Annotated in this window: 18 protein-coding genes; 12 read left to right on the forward strand and 6 right to left on the reverse strand. The window is 73.8% G+C overall.

Translation table 11 applies throughout. The annotated features are described in order from the left end of the window. Window positions 1–320 precede the first annotated feature (320 nt). Both hflX and J1M41_RS00555 read left to right on the forward strand, forming a co-directional pair. Complete coding sequence (hflX, locus tag J1M41_RS00550) at window positions 321–1961, forward strand: GTPase HflX (RefSeq protein ID WP_206450935.1); 1641 nt, start codon at window positions 321–323, stop codon at window positions 1959–1961. Further along, window positions 1958–4057, forward strand: coding sequence for an ATP-dependent DNA helicase (locus tag J1M41_RS00555; protein ID WP_036383346.1), 2100 nt, complete (start codon window positions 1958–1960; stop codon window positions 4055–4057). The genes hflX and J1M41_RS00555 overlap by 4 nt, the downstream gene beginning before the upstream one ends. 43 nt (window positions 4058–4100) lie before the next feature. On the opposite strand, the gene lexA is transcribed toward J1M41_RS00555, so the two are convergent. Then, on the reverse strand, window positions 4101–4817 hold the full coding sequence (lexA, locus tag J1M41_RS00560; protein WP_020628152.1) for a transcriptional repressor LexA: 717 nt from the start codon (window positions 4815–4817) through the stop codon (window positions 4101–4103). 291 nt (window positions 4818–5108) lie between these two features. On the opposite strand from lexA, the gene J1M41_RS00565 reads away from it, so the two are divergent. The 8 genes from J1M41_RS00565 to J1M41_RS00600 all read left to right on the forward strand — a co-directional run bounded on the left by J1M41_RS00565 (window position 5109) and on the right by J1M41_RS00600 (window position 11393). Further along, window positions 5109–5483 carry a LysM peptidoglycan-binding domain-containing protein gene (locus J1M41_RS00565; RefSeq protein ID WP_020628151.1) on the forward strand — a complete coding sequence of 125 codons (375 nt, stop codon included), beginning with the start codon at window positions 5109–5111 and terminating at the stop codon, window positions 5481–5483. Between the two features lie 43 nt (window positions 5484–5526). Further along, window positions 5527–6648, forward strand: a complete 1122-nt coding sequence (locus J1M41_RS00570) for a histidinol-phosphate transaminase (protein WP_020628150.1) — start codon at window positions 5527–5529, stop codon at window positions 6646–6648. Window positions 6649–6829: 181 nt separating this feature from the next. Continuing rightward, window positions 6830–7411, forward strand: coding sequence for an imidazoleglycerol-phosphate dehydratase HisB (gene hisB, locus J1M41_RS00575; protein WP_152743305.1), 582 nt, complete (start codon window positions 6830–6832; stop codon window positions 7409–7411). Further along, complete coding sequence (hisH, locus tag J1M41_RS00580; RefSeq protein ID WP_004167703.1) at window positions 7411–8070, forward strand: imidazole glycerol phosphate synthase subunit HisH; 660 nt, start codon at window positions 7411–7413, stop codon at window positions 8068–8070. The genes hisB and hisH overlap by 1 nt, the downstream gene beginning before the upstream one ends. Next, window positions 8070–8228, forward strand: a complete 159-nt coding sequence (locus J1M41_RS00585) for a hypothetical protein (RefSeq protein WP_004167696.1) — start codon at window positions 8070–8072, stop codon at window positions 8226–8228. The genes hisH and J1M41_RS00585 overlap by 1 nt, the downstream gene beginning before the upstream one ends. 32 nt (window positions 8229–8260) lie before the next feature. Then, entirely contained in the window at window positions 8261–9046 is a 786-nt protein-coding gene (gene priA, locus J1M41_RS00590) for a bifunctional 1-(5-phosphoribosyl)-5-((5-phosphoribosylamino)methylideneamino)imidazole-4-carboxamide isomerase/phosphoribosylanthranilate isomerase PriA (protein ID WP_020628149.1), read from the forward strand. After that, window positions 9043–10044, forward strand: a complete 1002-nt coding sequence (locus tag J1M41_RS00595; protein WP_049147214.1) for an SseB family protein — start codon at window positions 9043–9045, stop codon at window positions 10042–10044. Before priA ends, J1M41_RS00595 begins: the two co-directional genes overlap by 4 nt. Before the next feature lie 122 nt (window positions 10045–10166). Continuing rightward, window positions 10167–11393: a trypsin-like serine protease gene (locus tag J1M41_RS00600; protein ID WP_223247523.1), complete on the forward strand. Its 1227-nt coding sequence runs from the start codon at window positions 10167–10169 to the stop codon at window positions 11391–11393. Between the two features lie 99 nt (window positions 11394–11492). On the opposite strand, the gene J1M41_RS00605 is transcribed toward J1M41_RS00600, so the two are convergent. From J1M41_RS00605 to J1M41_RS00615, 3 genes are read right to left on the reverse strand one after another with little or no spacing between them, the layout of a single operon-like run. Beyond that, window positions 11493–12038 carry a MarR family winged helix-turn-helix transcriptional regulator gene (locus tag J1M41_RS00605; RefSeq protein WP_236601201.1) on the reverse strand — a complete coding sequence of 182 codons (546 nt, stop codon included), beginning with the start codon at window positions 12036–12038 and terminating at the stop codon, window positions 11493–11495. Beyond that, on the reverse strand, window positions 12010–12699 hold the full coding sequence (locus J1M41_RS00610) for an FMN reductase (RefSeq protein WP_020628145.1): 690 nt from the start codon (window positions 12697–12699) through the stop codon (window positions 12010–12012). The genes J1M41_RS00605 and J1M41_RS00610 overlap by 29 nt, the downstream gene beginning before the upstream one ends. Then, on the reverse strand, window positions 12696–13886 hold the full coding sequence (locus tag J1M41_RS00615; RefSeq protein ID WP_036313995.1) for an LLM class flavin-dependent oxidoreductase: 1191 nt from the start codon (window positions 13884–13886) through the stop codon (window positions 12696–12698). The genes J1M41_RS00610 and J1M41_RS00615 overlap by 4 nt, the downstream gene beginning before the upstream one ends. A gap of 141 nt (window positions 13887–14027) precedes the next feature. Here J1M41_RS00615 and J1M41_RS00620 point away from each other — a divergent pair, with 141 nt between their 5' ends. Both J1M41_RS00620 and J1M41_RS00625 read left to right on the forward strand, forming a co-directional pair. Beyond that, complete coding sequence (locus J1M41_RS00620; protein WP_036339093.1) at window positions 14028–14609, forward strand: LURP-one-related/scramblase family protein; 582 nt, start codon at window positions 14028–14030, stop codon at window positions 14607–14609. Window positions 14610–14680: 71 nt separating this feature from the next. Continuing rightward, entirely contained in the window at window positions 14681–16084 is a 1404-nt protein-coding gene (locus J1M41_RS00625; RefSeq protein WP_206450936.1) for an MFS transporter, read from the forward strand. A 19-nt stretch (window positions 16085–16103) separates the two neighbouring features. Here the strand turns inward: J1M41_RS00625 and J1M41_RS00630 are convergent, their stop codons facing one another. Next, the gene (locus J1M41_RS00630) at window positions 16104–16682 is read right to left on the reverse strand and encodes a dienelactone hydrolase family protein (protein WP_206450937.1); all 579 of its coding nucleotides are present in this window, start codon (window positions 16680–16682) and stop codon (window positions 16104–16106) included. A gap of 578 nt (window positions 16683–17260) precedes the next feature. Further along, window positions 17261–19396, reverse strand: a complete 2136-nt coding sequence (locus J1M41_RS00635; protein ID WP_241247530.1) for an FtsK/SpoIIIE domain-containing protein — start codon at window positions 19394–19396, stop codon at window positions 17261–17263. Window positions 19397–19408 lie beyond the last annotated feature (12 nt).

Consider the following 19408-nt stretch of genomic DNA (forward strand, 5'->3'; position numbering starts at 1 on the left):
CCATCAGGTGCCGGGGCGCGCCCGCCTCGGATGAGGCCGTCGAGCGCGCCCCGGCACCTGATGGAGATCCCACCATGGACGATGTGGTCCGTCCCTGCACGCCCGCCGACGAGACCTCGTGGCTGCGGTGCCGCGTGCTCACCTTCCCCATGCCGACGGAGCCGCCGCGAGATCGTCGCAGCGCGGCGCCGAACCCCGCCTAACCGGCCGTGCGCGTCACCCGCCACGTCCGCCCCCTGCGGACAGCCGCCTAACGCGTCCGCCGACCCCTCTACCCTGAGACGATCGGGTCGCCCGACCGCGGCGGCCCAGAGGAGACCATGACTGAGAAGAACCAGCACACCCCCGGCCCCCAGGGCGCCCACGGCTCCGAGGACGAGATCCAGGCCGTGATCGACCGCATCCTGGCCGCCGATGACGCTCGCCGCGCCTCCGGCCGCGAGGCGACCGGGCGCGGCTCCGCGGACAGTGTGGTCGCGGACCACGAGGACGCCCCCGACGCCGGCACCCCGGACCGCTCCGGCGCGCTCGCGGGCCGCGCACTCGCCCTGGACGAGGGCGAGGACGGGCACACGGACGCCGACGGTGACCAGGACGAGCTCGCCGCGCGCCACTCCCTCAAGCGCGTGCAGGGTCTGTCCACCGAGCTCGAGGACATGACCGAGGTCGAGTACCGCCAGCTGCGCCTGGAGCGCGTGGTGCTGGCGGGCGTCTGGACCGAGGGCTCCGCGGAGGATGCGGAGAACTCCCTGCGGGAGCTCGCCGCGCTCGCCGAGACCGCGGGCTCGGAGGTGCTCGACGGCGTCATCCAGCGCCGCGCCACCCCGGACCCGGCCACGTTCCTCGGCAAGGGCAAGGCGCAGGAGCTCGCCGAGATCGTGGCGCTCTCCGGTGCGGACACCGTGGTGGTGGACTCCGAGCTCGCCCCGTCTCAGCGTCGCGCGCTGGAGGACGTGGTGCGGGTGAAGGTGATCGACCGGACCGCGCTGATCCTGGACATCTTCGCCCAGCACGCGAGCTCGCGTGAGGGCCGCGCCCAGGTCGAGCTCGCGCAGCTCGAGTACCTGCTGCCGCGCCTGCGCGGCTGGGGCGAGTCCATGTCCCGGCAGGCCGGCGGCCGTGCCGCCGCCGGCGAGGGCATCGGCTCCCGTGGACCCGGTGAGACCAAGATCGAGCTGGACCGCCGCCGCATCCGCACCCGCATGGCGAAGCTGCGCCGGGACATCGCCGGGATGAAGCCGGCCCGGGAGGCCAAGCGCGCCAACCGTCGTCGCAACCGGGTGCCGTCCGTGGCGATCGCCGGGTACACCAACGCCGGGAAGTCGTCCCTGCTCAACCGCCTCACCCACGCCGGGGTGCTCGTGGAGAACGCCCTGTTCGCCACGCTGGACCCCACCGTGCGCAAGGCCATGACGCCGGACGGCATCGGCTACACCCTCTCGGACACGGTCGGCTTCGTGCGGAACCTGCCCACGCAGCTGGTCGAGGCGTTCCGCTCCACCCTCGAGGAGGTCGCGGACGCGGACGTCATCCTGCACGTCGTGGACGGCTCGCACCCGGACCCCGAGGGCCAGATCGCCGCGGTGCGCTCCGTGTTCGCGGAGGTGCACGCGCACCGGATCCCCGAGATCATCGTGCTGAACAAGGCGGACGCCGCGGACCCGGCCGTCATCGCCCGGATCCGGGCCAAGGAGCCCCACGCCGTGGTGGTCTCGGCGCGCACCGGCGAGGGCATCGACGAGCTCGAGCGCGCCATCGCGGCCACCATCCCGCGGCCGGACGTGCGGCTCGAACTGCTGATCCCGTTCACCCGGGGTGAGCTGGTCTCCCGCCTCCACTCGGCGGACGCGGAGATCCTGGCCGAGGGCTACGAGGAGGGCGGCACCCGCCTGTCCGTGCTGGTCCGTGAAGACATCGCGCCGGACTTCGCCGAGTTCGTCGTGGAGGCGGACGCGTTGTGAGCGGCGGGGCGGAGGAAGTCGGGGCAGGCGGCGCGCAGCCCCGCACGGAGCACGAGCGCGAGGCACTGCGCCTGCTGGACGCCGCGGTGCAGGCCACCGGCGGCCAGCACCGCGCGGGCCAGCGGGAGATGGTGCTGCAGGTGGCGCGCGCCCTCGAGTCGCGCCGCCACCTGCTCGTGCAGGCCGGCACCGGCACCGGCAAGTCCCTGGCCTACCTGATCCCCGCGATCCAGCACGCGATGACGCAGGAGGACCCCGTCGTCGTCGCCACGGCCACGCTCGCCCTGCAGGCCCAGATCATGAAGCGGGACGCCCCCCGGCTGGTCGAGGCGCTCAAGGACGAGCTGCCTCGCGAGCCCGTCGTCGCCCTGGTCAAGGGCCGCTCCAACTACCTCTGTCGCCACAAGGTGGACGGCGGCTACCCCGGGGATGAGGGCGAGGAGGCCCTCTTCACGGTCGCCGACGACGGCGGGGTGATCGGCTCCGCCACGGACGGCGCCGCCGGGCCCTCCTCCCTGTTGGGCAAGGAGGTCATGTACCTGCGGGCGTGGGCGGACCAGACCGAGACCGGGGACCGCGACGACCTCGAGGTCCCCGTCACCGACCGCGCGTGGCGGCAGGTCTCCGTCACCGCGGTCGACTGCCTCGGCGCGTCCCGCTGCCCCCAGGCCGAGGAGTGCTTCTCCGAGCGTGCCCGCGCGGACGCGGCGGACGCGGACGTCGTGGTCACCAACCACGCGATGCTCGCCATCAGCGCCTTCGAGGGCCTCGCGGTGCTGCCGGCGTACTCGGCCGTCGTCGTGGACGAGGCCCACGAGCTGCAGGACCGGGTGACCGGTGCGGTCACCGGGCAGCTGTCCGGGTCGATCGTGCACGGCGCGGCCACCTCGCTGCGCCGCCACACCACCGTGGCCGTGGAGGACCTGATCGAGGCCGGGGCGGCCCTGGACCGCGCGTTCACGGACACTCCGTCCGGTCTGATCGCCGCGGGCCCCGACGAGGTCCAGGAGCAGGCCCTCACCGGCGTCCTCACGGCCGCGCGCCAGTGCCTGTCCGACCTCGGCCAGGACAAGGACAAGGAGGCCGACGCCGACGGCGGACGGCAGATGGCGCGCTCGCGGATCCTCGAGGTCCTCGAGGTGGTGGAGCGCATGCTCGCGGCCCGGCCCGAGGCCGACTTCCCCGAGGTGCTGTGGGCCACCCGCCCCGGCCACTTCGAGCCCGGCGTGGGCTGGCAGCCGGGGGACGAGACCGACCCGCCCCAGCTCTACGTGGCCCCGCTCTCGGTGGCCGGCAAGCTGCGGGAGGGCCTGTTCGGCAAGGCGACGACGGTGCTCACCTCCGCCACGCTCACCGTGGGCTCGGGGGAGCGCCGGTTCGACTCGGTGGCCGGCGACGTGGGCCTGGCCGGCCCGGACGCCCCGAAGTTCGAGGCCCTCGACGTCGGCAGCCCCTTCGACTACCCGCGTCAGGGGGTGCTCTACGTGGCCCGGCACCTGCCCCGGCCCGGCCGGACGGCCTCGCCCGAGTCCCTGGATGAGCTCGAGGCGCTCCTGAGGGCGTCGCGGGGCGGGGCCCTCGGCCTGTTCTCCTCGCGCCGGGCGGCCGAGGACGCCGCCGCCGAGATGCGCCGTCGGCTCGGGCCGAAGACCACGATCCTGTGCCAGGGGGACGCGACCCTCTCCGCCCTCGTGCGCCAGTTCTCCGAGGAGCCGGACACGTCCCTGTTCGGGACCATGAGCCTGTGGCAGGGCGTGGACGTGCCGGGGAACTCGCTGCGGCTCGTGGTGATCGACCGCATCCCGTTCCCGCGGCCGGACGACCCGCTCTCCCAGGCCCGCACCCGGGACGTCGCCCGGCACGGCGGCAACGGGTTCATGCGGATCTCCGCCACGCATGCGGCCGTGCGCATGGCCCAGGGCGCCGGGCGCCTCGTGCGCTCCGTGACGGACCGCGGCGTGGTGGCCGTGCTGGACCCCCGCCTGGCCACCGAGCGGTACGGCGGCTACATCACGAGCGCCCTGCCGGACTTCTGGCGCACCACGGACCGCGACGTCGTCCGCGGGGTGCTGGCACGGCTCGCCTCGGGCGATTGACCTCGCTCGGCCTCGGGCCGTCGGCCCGGCCGGAGGGAGCGGGTCAGAGCGAACGCAGGACCGTGACGACCCGCCCCATCACGGTGGCGTGATCGCCGAGGATGGGCTCGTAGGCCGTGTTCTGGGGGAGGAGCCAGGTGTGCCCGTCGCGGCGGCGGAAGGTCTTCACGGTGGCCTCGTCGTCGAGGAGGGCCGCGACGATGTCGCCATTCTCCGCCGTGTCCTGCCGGCGCACCACCACCCAGTCGCCGTCGCAGATCGCGGCGTCCACCATCGAGTCGCCCGTGACGCGCAGCATGAACAGCTCGCCCTCGCCCGTGAGGCGTCGCGGGATCGCCATGACGTCCTCGACCTGCTGCTCAGCCAGGACCGGGCCGCCCGCCGCGATGCGGCCGACCCAGGGGACCGGCACGCTGTCCGCCTCGTCTGCGCCGGTGTGCCACGCGGGGATCGCGGAGACCCGCGACGACGGCGCAGCGGTGGGGGAGGCGGCCTCGCCCAGCGGGGTGCCGTCCACGTCGAGCAGCACCTCGAGGGCACGCGGGCGTCCGGGGTCGCGCCGGATGTAGCCGTGCCGCTCGAGACGGCCCAGCTGGTGCGTGACGGAGGAGAGCGAGGCCAGGCCCGCGGCGTCGCCGATCTCGCGCATGGAGGGCGGGTAGCCGTGGTCGGCGATCGCGTCCCGGATGGTCTGCACGATCCGCCGCTGGCGGTCGGTGAGCGGCGCGCGCGCCGCCGGCTGATCGTCGGTGGTGCTCATGGCTGCCGTCCGTTCTCCCGGGGTGATGGTGGCCGGACTCGTGTTCCGGCGTCCGGCTGCCGTCCGGACGCTTACCGTGTCCGCCCCCGCTGGTTGCCTGTGTCTTGGCGGTCCCGGGGCGTTCCGGGGCGTCCGTGCATGGCCTCGAGCCTAGAGGAGAGCCGCCTCTCCTTCAAAGATATGTTCGATCTCGTCGTGGCATGTCTCGAACACCTGTGCTAGAAAGGCATTCGAACGGATTCGAACACATGTTCGATCACCTGGAGGGCATCCGCCCCGGAGGAGGACACCATGACGCTCACCACCGCCCAGTTCGCCGGCTCGCCCGCGACGGCGCGGCCGCGTCCGGCCACCATCCGTCTGACCCGCCGCGGCCGCCTCGTGCTGCGGGGGATCCCCGTGATCGCCGCGGCCGTGGCCGCCACGCTGGCGGCCGCCTTCTTCCTGGGTGTGCTGCTGTCGCCCGCCGCGGTGTCCGCGGACACCGCGGGGCCCGCCACCCAGTCCGTCACGGTCATGCCCGGGGACAGCCTGTGGACCATCGCCACCACGGTGGCTCCGGAGGCGGACGTCTACGAGGTGATCGCCACGATCGACGAGCTCAACGGGCTCGAGGGCCGGGCCCCCGCGCCGGGCGAGGAGCTGTTCGTCCCGGCCACGCGGTGACGCACGGCGGGCCTCGCCCTCCACGCTTCCTAGACTGGCGGCCATGACCGACCTCAGCTCTCTGCCCCTGCGTGAGAACCTCCGCGGCCTGAGCCCCTACGGCGCCCCCCAGCTGGACGTGCCGTACATGCTCAACACCAACGAGAACACGCATCCGGTGCCGGAGGAGGTCGCCACCGCCATCGCCGAGCGGGTCGCGGCCGTCGCCGGGGGGCTGAACCGCTACCCGGACCGCGAGTTCACGGGGCTGCGACGTGCGCTCGCCGGCTACCTCGGCCACGGCCTCACGGCGGACCACGTGTGGGCCGGCAACGGCTCCAACGAGATCCTGCAGCAGATCCTCCAGGCCTTCGGCGGCCCCGGGCGGACACTGCTGAGCTTCCTGCCCTCGTACTCCATGTACCCGCTGCTGGCCGGCGGCACGGACACCGTGTTCGTGGACGGCGGCCGTGCCGAAGACCACACCCTCAGCGCCGAGCACGCGGCGGCCATGGTGCGGGAGCACCGTCCGCACGTCGTCTTCCTGGCCTCGCCCAACAACCCGACGGGCACCGCCCTGGACCTGGCGACCATCGAGGCCGTGTACGCCGCGCAGGCGCAGAACGAGGCCGCCGGCGGGCCCGGCGCCATGGTCGTCGTGGACGAGGCCTACGCGGAGTTCGCCCTCGCCGGCACCCGCTCCGCCCTCACCCTCCTGCCCGGCCGTGAGCGGCTGATCGTCACGCGCACCATGTCCAAGGCGTTCGCCCTGGCCGGCGCGCGCCTGGGCTACCTGGCCGCGGACCCCGCCGTCGCCGACGCCCTGCGCCTGGTGCGCCTGCCGTACCACCTCTCCGCGGTCACGCAGGCCACGGCGGAGGCCGCCCTCGATCACGTGGACGCGCTGCTGCGCACCGTGGAGGACATCAAGGCCCAGCGCGACCGCATCGTCTCCACCCTGCGCGGCCTGGGACTGAGGCCCTCGGTGTCCGACTCGAACTTCGTCTTCTTCGGTCACCTCGAGGACGCGTCCGACGTGTGGCGCCGCCTGCTCGACCGCGGCGTCCTCGTGCGGGACGTCGGCATCCCGCACCACCTGCGCGTCACCGCCGGCACCGAGGCGGAGACGACGGCGTTCCTCACCGCTCTCGCGGAGGTCCTCGGCGAGACCGGGGACCGGTCCTGAGGCGTCACCGGAGTCTCGGCGTCCGCCCGGCTCCCTAGGATGGGGACAGCGCGCGCGGCGCCCCGGCCCGCCGGCACCGGCCGCGCGCACCCGCATCCCCCCGCACCCGTCCCGGACCGGTGCGGACCCAGCCCGAGGAGGACCCGTGGCAGCCGAGTTGATCTCCGGACGCCGTGCGCGCATGACGCGCACCACGAGCGAGTCGGACGTGTACGTCGAGATGGATCTGGACGGCACCGGCCGCGCTGAGATCTCCACCACCGTGCCGTTCTACGACCACATGCTCACCGCGCTGTCCCGGCACTCCCAGATCGACCTGACGGTCCGTGCCACCGGGGACACGCACATCGACGTGCACCACACGGTCGAGGACGTCGCCATCACCCTGGGCGAGGTGCTCAAGACCGCGCTCGGGGACAAGTCCGGCATCCGCCGCTTCGGCGAGGCGTCCGTGCCGCTGGACGAGGCGCTGGCGCGCGCCGTCGTCGACGTCTCCGGCCGGCCGTACCTCGTGCACGAGGGCGAGCCCGAGGGCCAGCAGTACCACCTCATCGGCGGGCACTTCACCGGTTCCATGACCCGCCATGTGTTCGAGTCGATCACGTACCACGCGGCGATCTGCCTCCACATGGACGTCGTGCGAGGCCGGGATCCGCACCACATCGTCGAGGCGCAGTTCAAGGCCTTCGCCCGCGCCCTGCGCGCCGCCGTCGAGGACGACCCCCGCATGACCGGCGTGCCCTCCACCAAGGGCGCCCTCTGATGGCCCGCCCCACCACCGTCCCCGGCGTGCGGCCGCGCGTCGCCGTCCTGGACTACGGCTCGGGCAACGTGCACTCGGCGCTGCGTGCCGTGGAGCGGGCCGGCGCGGAGGTCGAGCTCACGCGCGATCCGCAGGCCGTGCAGGAGGCCGACGGGCTGCTCGTGCCCGGCGTCGGGGCGTACGCGTCCGTGATGCGGGCACTGACCGAGGTCGGCGGCACCCGCTGGATCGGCCGCCGCGTGGCCGGGGGCCGACCCGTCCTCGGCATCTGCGTGGGCCACCAGATCCTCTTCGACGCCGGCGTCGAGCACGGCGAGCGCACCGCAGGCATGGGGGAGTGGCCGGGTGTCGTCGCCGAGCTGCCCGCCGAGGTCCTGCCCCACATGGGCTGGAACACCGTCCGGCCGCCCGAGGGCAGCGCCCTCTTCGCGGGCATCGAGGACGAGCGGTTCTACTTCGTCCACTCCTACGGCGTGCTCGAATGGGAGTTCGACCAGACGATCTCCGCCATGCGTCCGCCCCAGGTCACCTGGGCGCACCACGGCGCGGACTTCATCGCCGCCGTGGAGAACGGCCCCCTGTCGGCCACGCAGTTCCACCCCGAGAAGTCCGGGGACGCCGGGCTGCAGCTGCTGCGCAACTGGCTGGAGACCCTCTGATGCCCTACTGGTCCGTCCTCTACCTCGCCCTCGGCGGGCTGCTGCTCGGCGCCGCCTGGTCCATGCGCACGCAGAAGGCGCCGCTGTGGGCCATCGTGATCGTCCTCGTGCTGGCCGGCATGGCCATCGCCGCCTCCTTCCTGACCGTCGGCGCCTGACCGCGCCGGCCGCCCCACCCGAGAGGAACCCCATGACCCCGAACGCCCCCGCCCTCGAGCTGCTGCCCGCCGTCGACGTCCAGGACGGCCAGGCCGTCCGCCTCGTCCAGGGCGAGGCCGGCAGCGCCACCTCGTACGGCGACCCGGTCACCGCCGCCCTGGACTGGCAGCGCGCCGGCGCGGAGTGGATCCACCTCGTGGACCTGGACGCGGCCTTCGGTCGCGGTGACAACCGCGAGGTCATGCGCCGTGTGGTGGAGGAGATCGGCGTGAAGATCGAGCTGTCCGGCGGCATCCGCGACGACGCCTCGCTCGAGAACGCCCTCGAGATGGGTGCGGCGCGCGTGAACCTGGGCACCGCCGCCCTCGAGGACCCGGACTGGACCGCGCGCGTCATCGAGCGCTTCGGCGACCGGGTGGCCGTGGGCCTCGACGTGCGCGGCACCACGCTCGCCGCCCGCGGCTGGACCAAGGAGGGCGGCGACCTCTGGGAGGTGCTCGCCCGCCTCGAGGATGCCGGCTGCGCCCGCTACGTGGTCACCGACGTCACGAAGGACGGCACGCTCAAGGGGCCGAACACGGAGCTGCTCGCCCAGGTCTGCGCGAAGACCGCGAAGCCGGTCGTCGCCTCGGGCGGCATCTCCTCCCTCGAGGACGTTGCCGCGCTCGCGGCCATGACCGGCCAGGGCGTCGAGGGCGCGATCATGGGCAAGGCGCTGTACGCCGGCCGCTTCAGCCTGGAGCAGGCGCTGGCCGTCGCCGGCGGCGCCACGGTGGAGCAGGCGCGCTCCGAGCAGCCCGGCCCGGTCGCCCCGTGACGGGCTCGCACGACGACGGCGGCCTGGCCCGCGACGACGGGCTCGGTCCGATCGACGAGACGGTCGCGGTGCCGCATCCGGCGGCCCGGGAGCTGCCGGGGCACATCCGGGCCGCACTCGACCGCATGCGGGAGAAGACCGCGGGCGAGAACACCGCGGACACCGCGGGCGTCCCGTGGCAGGGCCGTGACCTCTCCGGCCCCGGCGTGGACGGCTCCGCGAACCCGTTGCACGTGTTCGACGAGGACGACGGCACCAGCCCGGCCGAGTGGACCGCCGTCATGGCGGCCCTGACGGACGGCTCCGCCGGTGAGCGGGAGGTGACGGAGGTGCTCGCGCGCATCCGCGTGTTCGCCGCCGTCGTGCCCACCCTTGCCGTGGACGAGGACGACGTCCACGACCACGCCGACCACACCGGTCACGAGCACGACGTCGCGGCGCACGGGGACAAGGCCGCGGACGTGGCCCTCGTGACCATGCGCGCGCCGGACGGCCGGCAGGCGCTGCCGGTGTTCACGAACGTGCCCGCGCTGACGGCATGGAACCCGGTCGCCCGACCCGTGGCCGTGTGGCTGCCGCGTGCCTGCCTGTCCGCCGTGGACGAGGGCTGTGAGCTCGTCGTCATCGACGCCGGCGCCGAGCACACGTACGTGGTGCGACGCCCGGCCGTGTGGTCGCTCGCCCAGCAGAGGGAGTGGACCCCCGCCTATCGGGACCAGGAGATCGCGGACGAGATCGCCGAGGTCGCCGACCTGGTCCCGAACCTGCTCAACCTGGGCCTCGCACCCGGGTCGGGGGTGGCCACGCACACGGGCTCCGGCGCGGTGATGAACGGAGGCGGGGCCGGGCCCGAGCTGCAGATCGTCGCGATGCCCACCCGGGACGCCGACGCGGCCGGGGTGCGCCTGATGACGGCCACGCTCAAGACCCTCCTGGCAGACCTGCCGCTGCTGGCCGAGCGGGCCGACTCCGTGGAGATCACGGTCCGCCGACCCTGATCGGTCGCCCGGCCTGTCCGGTACCGTTGAGGGGGAGGGGAGGGCCCGTGGTGGCCCCACCCCGTCCTGGAGGCCGTGCGCCGCGCGCCGGCCCCATGCCTCCCATCCTCCGAGGAGTACCCATGAGAACCAGAACCTTGACCGGCGTCGCCACCGCGGCGCTGGGCGCGGTGGTGGTGGCCGGTGCCGGCCCCGCCCTCGCGCAGACCACGCTCACCCAGGGCTCGGCGATCACCGCGCCGGCCGGGGCGTGCAGTCTGACCATCGTCGACGACGCCACCGCCTACACCGCGGCCCACTGTGGTGCGGGCCAGTGGCAGATCGGCTCGACCGTCCGCGACGTCGACGGCACCGCGATCGGCACCGTCTCGGCACTGCCCGGCGATTCGGGCGTGGACGCGGTCCGCGTGGCCCTGGCCGACGACGTCGACGTCGTGGGCGACTGGTCCACGCGGCCGGCCTCGTCCATCGGTGTGGGCGAGACCGTCTACACCCACGGCTCGTCCGTGCCGCTGGGCGCGCCGAACACCGTGTCCCACACGCAGACCTTCGAGGCCGCCACGGTCTGCGACGACGCGTACGCGGATCAGGTTGCCCTCGACACCGCCTCGACCTACGCCGGCGACTCGGGCGGGGCCGTCTATGACGCCCAGCAGCGGGTGGTCGGGGTCATCTCGGGCATCGCCCCGGTGACCTTCGACGCCGAGGGCAACGTGGTGGGCTGCGACGCCCAGGCGATGTCCTCGATCATGGTCCCGGTCGAGTCCCTCGACGCGCTGGACGCCTCCGCGGCGCCCGCCGCCGAGACCGCCGCGGCCGCGGAGACCGCTCCGGCCGCCGAGACCGCCCCGGCGATCGCCGACGTCGCGGGCCCCGTGGCCGACGAGGACCTGCCCACCGGCGGCGAGCCCGCCGTGGACGAGTCCGAGCTGACCGAGTTCACGCCGGCTGAGGAGGAGGCCATCGCGGCCGAGCTCAAGGCCCGCGCCGAGGCCGCCGCGGAGGAGGAGGCCGCCGAGGCGGCCCCCGCTGCTGAGGCCCCGGTCGCCGAGGCCGCTGCGCCGGGCGTGACCGACGTCGTGGCCGCGCCCGCCGAGGGTGTCGCCTACGGCACCCAGGTGGTCGCGCAGACGGATCAGGGCGGCTTCGCCTCCGTCACCGTCACGGCCTACGACGCCGACGGCACGGTCCTCGGCCAGGACGGCCTGGACCTCACCGGCGAGTACCGCGCCTGGCTGCCCGTGCCGGCCGAGGTGCCCGCGGGCGGCTCCGTGGTGGTCACCGTGGTCGACGCCGCCGGCGCCGCCACGGACGCCACCGTGACCCTGGGCGGTCAGCTGGTCGGCTGATCGATTCCGCCCCGAACGACACGACGAGGCCCGGTGATCCCGCACGGATCACCGGGCCTCGTCACGTCCCGGGGCGGCCCCGGCCAGGTGGGGACGCGGTCAGCACAGCCCCTCGAGCCGCCGCCCCAGGCGGGAGAAGATCCGGGTGAGGGACTCCGCCTCGCCCGGCGCCAGGTCGCCGAGGAAGAGCTCGTCCACCTGCCGGGCGTGCTCGATCGCGGCGCGCCGGAAGGCGGACCGGCCCTCGTCGGTGAGGACGGCCTCGAAGCCCCGCCGGTCACAGGCCACCGGGCGGCGGTCGATCAGGCCGCGGGCCACGAGCGTCTTCACCTGGTAGGTGATGCGCGACGGGGAGAAGACCATCCGGGACGCCAGCTCTCCCAGCCGGAGCCGGCCCTCGGGGGACTCGTAGAGGAGCAGCAGCAGGTTGTAGTCGGCCAGCGACATGCCGCAGTCCTGCTTCAGGCGGCGCTCCAGGACCTCCGTGAGCATCTGGGTGGCCTCGAAGTAGGCGCGCCAGGCGCGCTTGGGCGGGTCCACCGGGCGGTGCGCCTCCGATGCGGAGCCGAACCAGCCGCCGTCGGGCTCCGCCGGCGCCGCGTCCTGCGCGGCGGGCTCAGGGGCCGGGGTTGAGGAGCTGCTCAAAGGGGGTCACCTCCAGGTCGATGTCCGCGGGCGCGGCGGCGCGTGCCCGCGGGGGGCGGCTCAGGGTGATCTCGGCCAGGTCGCGTCCGGCGGCCCGGATGCGGGACTGCAGCGGGTCGGTCCGCATCGAGGCCTGCACGCCGGCCGCCTCGCCCCAGTCGTCCGAGGCCGCGAAGACCGCGGTCGGCACGATGCGGGCCTTGAGGTAGGCGAACAGCGGCCGCATGGCGGTGTCGATCATGAGCGAGTGGCGGGCGGTGCCGCCGGTGGCGCCGAGGAGCACGGGCACCCCGACGACGGACGTGGGCTCCGCGAGGTCCCAGAAGGACTTGAACAGGCCCGAGTAGGAGGCCTTGTACGTGGGCGAGACCGCGATGACGGCGTCGGCCTGGGCGACCTCGTCCAGGGCGGCGCGCAGGGCCGGGGAGATGGCGAAGGTCACCAGGGCCTGCGCGATGTCCACGGCGAGCTCCCGCAGCGTGATCAGGTGGATCTGCGGGACCACGCCGTGCTCGGAGAGCGCCGCCGAGGCGGACTCCGCCATGCGTTCGGCGAGCATGCGGGTCTGGGACGGGTCCCCGGACCCGCCGGAGACCACGGCGAGGTGCCGGGCCTGCGGCGTGAACGGGGCGGAGGCATCGGGGGCGCCGGGGGTGGTCACTGCGCGGCACCGCCCTTCGCGGCATCGGCGGTGGCGCGCTGCTCGGCGGCCGCCGCGCGGTCGAGCTGGGCCTGCGATCCCTCCTTGCCGCCGGGCACGGGAGCCTCGCCGCGGCGGGCGCGTGCCACGAGGAACTCGTGGGTCGGGGCCGCCGGGACGTCGTCCGGCTTCAGAGCGTCGAACTCCTTGCGCAGCACGGGCAGGACCTCCTCGCCGAAGAGGTCGATCTGCCGCAGGACGGTGTCCGTGGGCAGGCCGGCGTGGTCGATGAGGAACATCTGACGCTGGTAGTCGCCCACCCAGTCGCGGAACGTGAGCGTGCGCTCGATGACCTGCTGCGGCGAGCCGACCGTCAGGGGCGTCATCCTCGAGAAGTCCTCGAGGGACGGGCCGTGGCCGTAGACCGGCGCGTTGTCGAAGTAGGGGCGGAACTCCGCCACGGCGTCCTGCGAGTTCTTCGCCATGTAGGCCTGGCCGCCCAGGGCCACGTACGCCTGATGGGCCTTGCCGTGGCCGTAGTACTCGTAGCGCTGGCGGTACAGGCGCACCATCTGGATGACGTGCTCCTTGTTCCAGAAGATGTTGTTGTGGAAGTAGCCGTCGCCGTAGTAGGCGGCCTGCTCGGCGATCTCGGGGGAGCGGATGGAGCCGTGCCACACGAAGGGGGCGACGCCGTCCAGGGGCTGCGGGGTGAGGGTGAAGTCCTGCAGCGGGGTGCGGTGGTTGCCGCTCCAGTCCACGGTCTCCTCATGCCACAGGCGGTAGAGGAGGTTGTAGTTCTCCACGGCGAGTTGGATGCCCTGGCGGATGTCCTTGCCGAACCACGGGTACACGGGGCCGGTGTTGCCGCGGCCCATCGTCAGGTCCACGCGACCGTCGGCGAGGTGCTGCAGGTACGCGTAGTCCTCGGCCAGACGCACCGGGTCCATGGTGGTGATCAGGGTCGTCGCCGTGGAGAGCTGGAGGGTCTCGGTCTGCGCGGCCAGGTAGGCCAGCAGCGTGGGCGGGTTGCCCGGGGCCACGAAGGGCGGGTTGTGGTGCTGGCCGGTCGCGAACACCTCGAAGCCCGCCTGCTCGGCGTGGCGGGCGATCTTGACGGTGTCCTTGATCCGCTGATGCTCGGTGGGGGCGGTCCCGTTCGTCGGATCGGCGGTGATGTCGCCGATCGTGAAGACGCCGAACTGCATGGTGTGCTCCTCAGTGTGCCCGGGGGCGGGTCTCACGGTGCCGGCCGCGCCGTCGCCGTGTTCTTCAAAAATGAACTATACCGCACAACGAGCCGCCCCGTCCTGAATATTCCGCAGGGCCCGACACGGCAGACTGGTCCCATGAGCCCCGCCTTCGACGCCGGTCGCCTCGCCCACACGGACGTCCTCATCCTGCAGCAGGTGACGAGCTTCCTGTCCAACGACATCCAGGTGACGGACCCGGACGGGCGCACCGTCGTCTCGGTGGTCACCACGGGCGGGGGCCTGGGCCGAATGCTGATGGGGAACCGCAGCTTCGACGTGGTCGACGGTGACGACGGCCGCGTGCTCTTCCGCCTCGCCGACCCGGCCACGTTCGGCCGCGACCGCTTCGCGATCCTGGACGCCGACGGGCTGCCCTTCGCCAACCTCGTCCGCCAGATCGCGTTCCTGCGGACGTCCGTGAACGTCGAGGTCGTGGACGGCACGTGCTTCGCGGTGACCGGCGACCTGTGGGACCACGACTACGCCATGACCGTGGGCCAGCAGCCGATCGCCCGCGTGACCGCGCGGTTCGGAGGCGTCATGAACGCCCTGGCCGGGCGCTCGCGGTACGAGATGCGCCTGGACCCCGGCATGCCGCCCGTGGTGCGCTGCGCCGTGCTCGGCACGGCCATCGCCCTCGACCTGATCCGGGCCAAGGACCGGCGCAGCAACGGCTGAGTCCGCCGAGCGCGCGGCCGTCTCGACGGCGCCTCCGGGGCGTGCCTTGACCCCTCCCGTAGGATTCGACGGTGGACTTCGGAGCGTACGGACGGCTGTTGCAGGACCCTCGGATCCGCCATCTGCTGGCGGTGGGGTTCATCGCCCGCTTCCCGCACACCGCGGCCGGGGTGATCCTCACCCTGCACGTGGCGCTCACGCTGGGCCTGGGCTACGGCCAGGCCGGCCTGGCTGGGGCGGCGATGACGCTGGGCATCGCGGTGGGCTCGCCGTGGCGGGGCCGCGTGGTGGACGCGAAGGGGCTGCGCCGTGCACTGCTGCCCTCCGTGATCGCGGAGGCCGTGATCTGGCCGATCGTCCCGTGGCTGCCGTTCTGGCCGATGCTCCTGGCCGTGTTCCTGGGCGGCGTGTTCTCACTGCCGATCTTCTCCGTCGTCCGGCAGGGACTCGGCGTGCTCACCCACGGCAAGGACCGGCAGACGGCGTTTGCCCTGGACTCCATCGTCACGGAGACGATCTTCATGATGGGCCCGGCGCTGGGCGCCGTCGTCGCGGCCACGTGGTCGAGTGCCCTCGGCCTGACCATCGTCGGCCTCTCCAGCGCGCTGGGCGGCATCCTGCTGATGTGGTTCAACCCGCCGACACGGTCGAGTCAGCTGGCCGTCGTCGGACCGGCGACCGAGGATCCCTACACCGAGGAGCAGGACCGTCAGGAGGCGATCGCCCAGGCGGTGACCGCCGCGCCCATGCACGTGGAGATGGCCGCCCCCAGCCTGGCGACCGGTGCGCTGCCGGCCATCACGGAGGCCATCCCCCTGGTCACCGGGTCGCTGCCCGTCATCGCCGCGGACGGCTCCGGGCCGACGACGGCGCCGCGCCCGGCCCGGGCCGAGCGGCTGCGGCAGTGGCGGCGGAGCCACTTCTCCTGGGTTGGGTCGGAGGTGCTCGGCGTGCTCGTGGTGTCGATGGCGGCCGGGATCGTCATGGTCGGCACCGAGGTCTCGATGGTGGCCGAGCTGGAGTCGCAGGGCGCCGCGGCGTCGGTGGGTCTGGTGTACGCGTTCTGGTGCGGCGCCTCCGCCGTGGGCGGGCTCTTCTATGGGGCCTGGGGTCGCCAGGTGCACCCGTACCTGCTGATGGCGCTGTTCGCCGTGGCGACGGTGCCGCTCGCGCTCGTGGACGGGGTGTGGGCGCTCGCGCTGGCCTCGATCCCCTCGGGTCTGCTGACGGCGCCGACCCTGGCCTCGGCCTCGTCGCGGCTGTCGCACCTCGTGGTGGAGGAGCGGCGCGGCGAGGCGATGGGCTTCTACGGCTCGGCCATGACCGCGGGCGCCGCGATGGGCGCCCCGCTGGCCGGCGTGTTCATCGACGGCGTCGCCCCGTCCGCGGGCTACGTGTTCGCGGCGGCCTCGGGCTTCGTGTTCGTGCTGCTGGCCGCCCTGGCGACGGTGGCGCGCGGGCGGCGCTCCGCCTGAGCCGGGCCTGCTTCGCGGCTCAGGCCAGGAGCTCGTGGATGCGGCGGACCAGCACGGCGGTGAGGTCCGCGTCGAAGTCGGCGGTGGAGGAGTCCATGAACAGGTGCCGGTCCGTGTCGTATTCGAAGAGGTCGGCGGGGCGGTCCGGGTGCTCGGCGGTGGCCGCGTAGGAGCGGGCGGTCTCGAGGTCGCCCTCGAGGGCCCAGGGGTCGCGGGTGCCGAGGTGGATCTGCAGGGCGGTGTGGGGCTGCCAGAGCGGGGCGTAGGCGTCGAGGTCCAGGGCGCCGGCCATGGCGATGCACGCGCGGAAGCCGGGCACCACCTGGGCGGCACGCCAGGCGGGCATCACGCCCATGCTGATGCCCGCGACGACGGAGGCCTCGTGGTGCTCGGCACACGCCCTCATCCCGCGCCGGCCGATCTCCTCGAAGCCGATCTGTTGGGCGTGGGCGACACCCTCGTCCACGGTGGCGAAGGTGCGGCCGTCGTAGAGGTCAGGGGTGTGGACCGTGTGACCGCCGCTGGCGATCTGTTCGGCGAGCGCGCGCACGCCGTCCGTGAGACCGAGGGCGTGGTGGAAGAGGACGATCTGCGCCATGGGTCAGAGCGTAGACCGCGGTGAGCGGCTGCCCCAGAGTGCGGGTGGGTGATCGGGGCGAAGAAGTGAGGTGGCTCGCGTCTGTCGCCACGGGTGAGTTGCCGCTCATTGCGTGGAGGGCAAGCGCAGTGTTTCTCCGACCGGTGCCCTGGGTTCTCGTTGCAGCGCTCCTCCCCGGGCGTGCTCTGCTGGGTGGGGGCGAGACTCGGGGACGCATGCTGTCGGTGCGGATGCGGAAAGGAGGCTCCTGCCCACCGGAGACTGCGCGAGCGAGCGGCGAGGAATCTTCTGCATGAGTGCCGAGGCACTCGTGCGAACGGTCACGGGGCTACTCGAGGCAGGACCGGACAGCAGCCTCCTCGCTTCATCCGTCTTGCGACCTTCGGGACGTCTTCGCCGGACGATGCGGCGTCCCCTTTGGACGGACGGCGACGAAGGGGCGCCCTGTCCGACTGCTCCTGGCGACCTCGACCACGGCATCCACGTTCGACGGAGGACGGGAGAACGTCTCGCCGGGTGGACGTCGGAGCTGAGTCCACCGTTCCGCTGCGGTCACACGGGAATCGCCGTCAGTGCGGTCACGCCGGGGCGGGAGACGCGAGCTGGCAGGGCATGCCGGGTTCGGGGACGGCGGGACTGATGTGCACGGCCCGCCCCGGCAGGGGCTCGACCTCGGTCAGCCGTGGCCAGATGAGCCGGTGCTCGGCGTTCGTCCCGGCCGGCACGAAGAAGCGGTGGGGCAGGTGCAGCAGCAGCCGGCCCGTCGCCAGCTCTCGGCCGCCGAACACCGCCAACCGCAGGCCGGCGGCGGTCGGACGGCCGAGCCAGTCGTGCACGTCCTCCTCGACCGTGCGGTAGGTGTCCCCGACGCGCAGGCCGGACCACGCGTTCCAGCCCGTGATCACCGCCGTGCCGCCGGCGGCCGCGAGCTCGCGCAGGCGGGCCAGGGCGGCCTCCCCGGCCCCCTCGACGTCCGGGGTCAGCACCGGCGTCCCGGACCGCGCGGCCGCCGCGGCCTCCCCGGTGCCGTCCAGCACGGCCACCGGCCGGCCGCTGCGCAGCGCCACTTCGACGACGGCGGCCAGCGTCTCCGCGCGACCGCCCGCGGCCTCGACGATCCATGCGGTGCGTCCCTCCGCGCCGGTCGGCCACCGCCAGGGACGGTGCCGGCCGTGGGCCGCGTCGTCGAGCAGGGCCAGGGCCGTGGCCTCCGCCCGGCGAGCGCGGTCCGGCACCCAGCGCTCCGGCAGGGCGGGGGTGACCACGGGCGGGGGTGTCGGCCAGTCACCCGCCGCGTACTTCTCCACCAGGACCGAGACGACGGCCTCCCAGGGGGCGACGGCCGGGGCGGCCGCGGCCTCGCCCAGCCGTCGCCACACGGGCGTGCCGCCGTCGACCGTCCACTGGGACGCGCGGAACGGGACCGTCGGGCGCCCCGCCGTCGAGAGGATCGCGGAGCCGGGGCGACGCGGGTCGAGCCGGGCCGCGGCGGCCGTGCCCACGAGATCCCACGACTCCTGCTCCGTCGCGGTGCGCAGGGCGATCGTGCTGCCCAGGTTCGAGCGCAGGTCCGAGCCCACCGCACCCGTGGCCCGCTGCGTGGCCAGGATGAGGTGGAAGCCCAGGGAACGGCCCGTGGCGGCCAGACGCTGCAGGACGGCGGCCGCGTCCGGGTGGTCGTCCACGAGCACGCGCAGTTCGTCGATCGCCACGACGAGCCGAGGCAGCGCCGCGTCCGGATGGCGGCGACGGAAACCGGGATAGTCGCTGACCCCGGCCTCTGCGAAGAGGGCCTCGCGGCGATGCAGCTCCGCCCGGATGGCGCTCAGCGCCCGCAACGAGGCCGTTCCCACGTGGTTGGTCTCCAGGCTCATCGTGTGGGGGAGCGCGCCCAGCGGACCGAACGACGCGCCGCCCTTGAAGTCCAGCAGCAGGAACGCGACCTCGGCCGGCGGGTGGTGCGCCGCAGCCCCCAGCAGGAGGGACAGCAGGAGATCCGACTTCCCGGATCCCGTGGTGCCCGCGATGAGCAGGTGCGGCCCGTCGGCGGCCAGGTCCATCTCGACGACGCCCGTCTCGTCGCCGCTACGGGCGAGGGTCACGGTGAGCCCGTCGACGGCATCGCGGGCGCCCACCTGCCCCGGTGGTGTGAGCGTGCCGTCGCCGTCGTCGGTGGGCAGCAGGCCGAGGTCCACGACGTCGTCGGCCAGCTCGGTCAGCCAGGCGACCAGGGTGCCGTCGGCGAGGCCGTCGGCGGTCACGTCCTCGAAGCGCTGTTGTTCGGCCGGGACCACGACGGTGCGCCCGCGCAGGTCGACGACGGCGTCCCCCGGCGCAGGCGACGGCCCGGTGAAGTCGTACCGCGTCCAGGGCAGATCCGCCCGGGCCGTGGGCGTCGTCCCCGCGTCGCCGCCGATGGCGGCCCGCCACGCTCGCCACGCCGGATCCAGTGCCGCGTCCTCAGGAGCCGACACCAGCAGCCGCGGGCCGGACCCGCCCGACCACCAGGTGCGGCGGACTCCACCGGCCTCCACCACGAACGCGCCGTCGGCGGCCACCGCGTGCCGCAGGAGCTGGAACACCGCCCACCGGCAGGCCCCGGCCACATCGCGCGGCGGCCCGAGCACGACGACGCGCGACTCCGGCGGTGACGTCGTCATCACGGTGCGCCGCGACGTGACGGCCTCCACCCATGCCTCGTCCCTCCAGGCCATCCCCGCCCCTCC

Origin of the sequence: Micrococcus sp. KRD096 (genome assembly GCF_017168495.1) — a bacterium.
GTDB lineage: Bacteria > Actinomycetota > Actinomycetes > Actinomycetales > Micrococcaceae > Micrococcus > Micrococcus luteus.